This is a genomic window from Moorena sp. SIO2C4 (genome assembly GCF_010672485.1).
GTDB classification, from domain to species: Bacteria; Cyanobacteriota; Cyanobacteriia; order Cyanobacteriales; family Coleofasciculaceae; genus Moorena; species Moorena producens.
This window is the reverse complement of record NZ_JAAHGN010000568.1, coordinates 1-4797: the sequence shown is the minus strand read 5'-3', so window position 1 is coordinate 4797 and position 4797 is coordinate 1. Positions and strand designations below refer to the sequence as shown.

Annotated in this window: 4 protein-coding genes; 2 read left to right on the top strand and 2 right to left on the bottom strand. The window is 43.6% G+C overall.

Going from position 1 to position 4797, the window contains the following annotated elements; genetic code table 11:
- On the bottom strand, positions 1-951 hold a 951-nt coding region (locus F6K20_RS24615; RefSeq protein WP_287296374.1), incomplete at its 3' end, for a DUF5357 family protein.
- An 8-nt stretch (positions 952-959) separates the two neighbouring features.
- Positions 960-1520, bottom strand: coding sequence for a filament integrity protein FraC (gene fraC / locus F6K20_RS24610; protein ID WP_008187702.1), 561 nt, complete (start codon positions 1518-1520; stop codon positions 960-962).
- Between the two features lie 709 nt (positions 1521-2229).
- On the opposite strand from fraC, the gene F6K20_RS24605 reads away from it, so the two are divergent.
- Together F6K20_RS24605 and F6K20_RS24600 are read left to right on the top strand one after the other, a co-directional pair.
- Positions 2230-2901 (top strand): GUN4 domain-containing protein, encoded by a 672-nt coding sequence (locus F6K20_RS24605; RefSeq protein WP_287296372.1) that lies wholly within the window; start codon positions 2230-2232, stop codon positions 2899-2901.
- A gap of 774 nt (positions 2902-3675) precedes the next feature.
- Positions 3676-4797 (top strand): DUF3084 domain-containing protein (locus F6K20_RS24600; protein ID WP_287296370.1); only part of this gene is annotated, 1122 nt, incomplete at its 3' end.

Below are 4797 nucleotides of genomic sequence, written 5' to 3'. Positions count from 1 at the left end.
TGTGTCAGGGCTTGAACGGGGACCGTTCCAATTGGCCTGCAAGTCTAAGTTATAGTCATACCCAGACTCCCTGGATGAAAATTTATAGGTTACTTTCCATAGAGGATCTTCAGCAACCGGTGAGCTTTGCTTGGCTTGATATTCAATCTCCTTCAGTAACTTTTGGTGATTTACCTTAAGCAGGGATTTCTCAACCTCTGACCAAGATTTTGCATTCAACTCTTCTTTCAATTGAACTTCCATCCCCTCTAATATCGATACACCTCTAGATAGCATAGTGACTTGGGCAGAGGGCAATTTCCAGACAAAGGAACTATGGATAAAATCATCACTCAGTAAGCTAGGATATTGCACTAGCCAGTTTTGAATCACGAAATAAAACTGTATCCAGCAGCTAATCAAGAGCTGGCTACCGAATAATATAACTAGATATTGACGTTCTGCTGGAGATGGTTTTTTTAGCTCCAATCTTACTGCTAAAATATAAGGTAAAGTCGCAATTACGGCTGATATCAATGGCCAACTAATGAACGTCCAGGATGATACGTCCCTTGAGTCGATGCCGAATAAATAGGTACTGATACCCTGAATTTCGGGCTGGTATTCTCCAAGGTTTAAATTGATGCCGAATAGATAAATACTAGTTAATGCGCCGGTAATCCAGGGACCCAGGGGCAAGCCTGTCTTGGCGTCTTTGTTCTTCTTGGCAATTCTTAGCTTAGCCGCCGCTGCCGTTACCCAGTAGACAAATAAAATAAACAAAATACCACCACAGCTTGCTATCAGCCGTTGTACAAATCCCGTGGCTAACCCTGCCATTACATAGGAAAACACAGTTAGCCACATTAGAGCCTGCCAGGAAAATGCCTTGGGAGGTTTCAGTACCTTTACCACCCAGTCTACCACCGCTAAGCCAATGACAAATTCGAATAGGGATGTGAAAAATTTCACGACGCTAGTTATCCACTAATGGGGTTGACATAAAGGAAACGCAGAAACAAAAGCAGTAAGATAGCGCTATAGCTACAGGAATTAGCAATGAGGACGACCATAGCTCGATTTTCCCCACCCGATCCTCTCTGACCAGAGCGCCTCAAGGATAATGACTTTTCCTCGTCGGAAGCCGATGTGGAACCAGTTGCCTGATCTTCAGCTAGTTCTAAAAAGATTTTGAGTAACCTCAGCCCTGCCAGCTTAATAATAAAGGAAAGAAAGAAAATTGTGATCACACTCATAGCAATAAGAGTATAAAAATTGTCAGGCTTATCCTCTGAAAAGTGATCGAAAAAGATATAACTAATCATCTGGCCTTGAAATTCCGTAGGGAGTTGGTCGTGAAGGGCAAAAAAACAGCACCAACCTACAATAGTGGAAAGTAGATTAATCGATGCTGCTTGCTGCATGCTGGTTTTGCGGTTGAGTTTTAGCCCTCGTTGTAAGACTATCCCTTCCACCGCAATTACCACCAGCAGGAAGAGAGTTTGAAACACGACCGTCTTTAGGGGCCATACAGGTGCCATAATTTTAAGTTTGCTCCAACGTAATAATTTGCATTAAAAACCCGTTTGAGCCACATTTTACCTGCACAATTCGGTGAAACTTGGTTTTGTTGACACTTTATGTTGACACTTTATAGTTGATTATTTTGTGTCAACCGTCAACAGAAATGGAGCAACTAAACGGGAGCAGGTCTCATGTTCATTAAATTAGACTACCAGTAATTTTCGGATACTGGTAGTGAATTTGAATGAGGGGTGTTACCCCTAAGCCTCTTCGGGCGGGTTTCCTGTTAAACTCCTTAACCACAGGCTATACATTGAAGCACTACAAGGAACATCTGTAAAGATGCGATTGGCCGTAGGCCACGCGGGGCGCGTTCGCATTTTGTTACATATTTTGTCTCTTAGATACCTGTTTGACCTGCGGTCACCCTTCGCGAACAGAATTTATATCATGTCGGGATAATTACCCTTAATAAAAATCTCCCCCATCTACCCATCTACCCATCTCCCTACACTTCCCACCCTCCCCACACTTCCCACACTTCCCACCCTCCCTCTAATTATGGGTATTCAACCTGACTTGATATTAGGGTTTAGGCTCTAGGGTTTAGGCTCTAGGGAGGGTTCTGTTGAAAGTTGGCTAGCCCCTCGGTTAGGACGGAGCTTGTCAAGTGCCCCTGTTGTACCTCATACCTAATACCATTAGCCTAATACCTAGAATTTATCGATGATTGCTGTATGGCTTTGCGGTCAGTGTCTGGTAGTTGACTCCTGGGGCAATGCTATGGTTGATGGGTGTACCCCACACCAGACAGACAAGCCAAAACTTTATCTTTACTGTATCTTTGCAGATCAACTCCCATCACCATGGCGCAAACCTATGACACGACATCACTATGAACCTGAACTCAAACTGCGTTCTGAAAAAGGAGTAGACTACACTAAACTGCGAGACTTACTAGCAGCAGGGAAGTGGAAAGAAGCCGACCTAGAGACAGCCAGGGTACTCCTGGAAGCAGCAGGTCGAGAAGCTGAAAAATGGCTAGATGTAGAGTCGCTCAAAACATTTCCCTGTGCTGACCTGCTGACCATTGACCAGCTTTGGGTAAGATACAGCCAAGGACACTTTGGGCTTAGTGTTCAGCAGTCCATTTATCAAGAGGTGGCAGGAGACTGCGTCAGGCTAGGTGAACGCATCGGTTGGAGAGTCAGGGGAGATTGGATAGCCTATAGTAAAATCAAATGGAATCTAGATGCCCAGATGGGACACCTACCCGTCTGTATGGCATTCATCTGGAGTAATCATCGGTCTGTATCCGGTATCGTGTGGTTATCTCGGGTAGGGTGTGAGGCGTGGTATACTTCATTTATGCAAAGACTTGTAGAGTGTAGCATATAAGCGTTACAGCCCAAGGAAATAATTCTTTAAACAAAAATTTTAAACAAAAATATTTGCTACGAATTCTATAAACATTTTAGGGATTTCAAGGTTAGTTTGATAACTCAAAACTACCAGGTCTATTGTTTGGAGCGCGCTTTGTACAAACTAGGGATGATTTGTTAGTCTATGGGTTACTCCCCATGCCCTACTGCTGGTGCTGGAAGTCGATAAATCTTTTGGGTAGTTTACCATAAATAAACATAATTCTCTACAGCTATGAGATAGGCTGTATCTGGATAGACAACAATGCAGTATTGAAACTCTGCGCTCTTCCATAGGCGCAGATTCTTCGGAGGAGTTAACTAACAAATGTTAGCCATTGCTCGAAACAACCACATCAACCTCACCTTCCGTAAAACCAATAGGCTTGCAGTCCATCAGGCAGTGCCAATTACCGCTACTCTCTCACGGTGGTGGGGGTTGAGGTTACCTTTAAGTATGTGGTTTGTAAGTATGTGGTTTGTAAGTATGTGGTTTGATTCACTAGCCTTAAAGCCTTTGCTTGTAGGGGCTAAAACTAGACTACGTGGCTGTAGCCAATCAATCATTTCGATTGATTGTCTTTTCAGTGGAATTTCCCACCACTGGGAGTCCCAGCCAACCTTAAAGTTTTTTTTGTATAACTATTATTGTAGTACTTTGACAGCAGTTAAAATCGCCTCCTCGCGTTTCCTCCACCACATAAATGACCACATAAATAATAGTAGTTTCCACTCTCCCGTGAGGCTTTAGATGACCAGCGCTTATATCCTGATTGCCTCAATTTTGGTGTTGGGGGGGTTACTCGCTACCTTAGGCGATCGCATGGGTACACGAGTAGGAAAAGCACGGCTGAGTTTATTTAATCTACGTCCCCGTACTACTGCCACGGTAGTAACAATTATCACCGGTGGCTTAATTTCTGCCTCGACCTTGGGGATTTTGTTTGCCACCAGTGAGTCTCTACGAGATGGGATTTTTGAGCTTGATAATATCCTCAAAAAACTTAGAAGTGCTCGCCGGGAGGTCAGCCAATTAGAGGATGAGAAAGATCGAGTAGAGCAGAAGTTAGCCGAGGCCAAAGCAGAGCAAATAGAGGTTCAGAAGCGTCTGGATGAAACTAATCGAAATTTCCAACAGGCTCAAAATCAACTGAAAGACGTCTCTGCTCAGGTTGGGGTGCTGCGTACTGAAATTAAGTCACTCCTCAGGGAACGTCAGCTGCTAATCCAACAGCGGAATCAACTCAATGAACAAATTACCCAACTCCAGAGCCAAATCACTCAATTAAAAGAATTGGTGAAGAAACGGGATCAGGAAATGCTGGAGCGAGACCAAGCTATCCAAGAGCGAGACCAAGCTATCCAAGAGCGAGACCAAGCTATCCTCAAACAAGACCAAACGATCCAACAGCGGGATCAGGAGCTGGCTGAGAAAGACCAAGCTATAAAACAATTTGACCAGAAAATTGCTGAACGAGATCAAGTCATTGCTCAGCGTGAAACTTTCCTAAAAGAACTCGAACAAGAACTTAAAGAACTTGAACAAAAACTTAAACAAAAGGAGAGTCAACTTGCTAAACGTAATAAACAACTTGAATCACAAGAAAAACAACTGGCTTTTTTAAAACGGGAACTCGCAATTCTAGAACAGTACTATCAGAATTATCGAGTACTGCGTCAGGGAAATGTTGCTTTATTTCGTGGTCAGGTACTCACCTCTGGAGTAGTACGAATTGTCGATCCAACAGCCGTAAATCAAGCTGTTGATCAACTGTTGAGCCAAGCTAATAAGACAGCTGTAGACATTACCCGTGCTAGTAGCAGTAATTTCCAAGAGCCACTGGTGCAAATTACTCAAGCACAAGTAGATCAG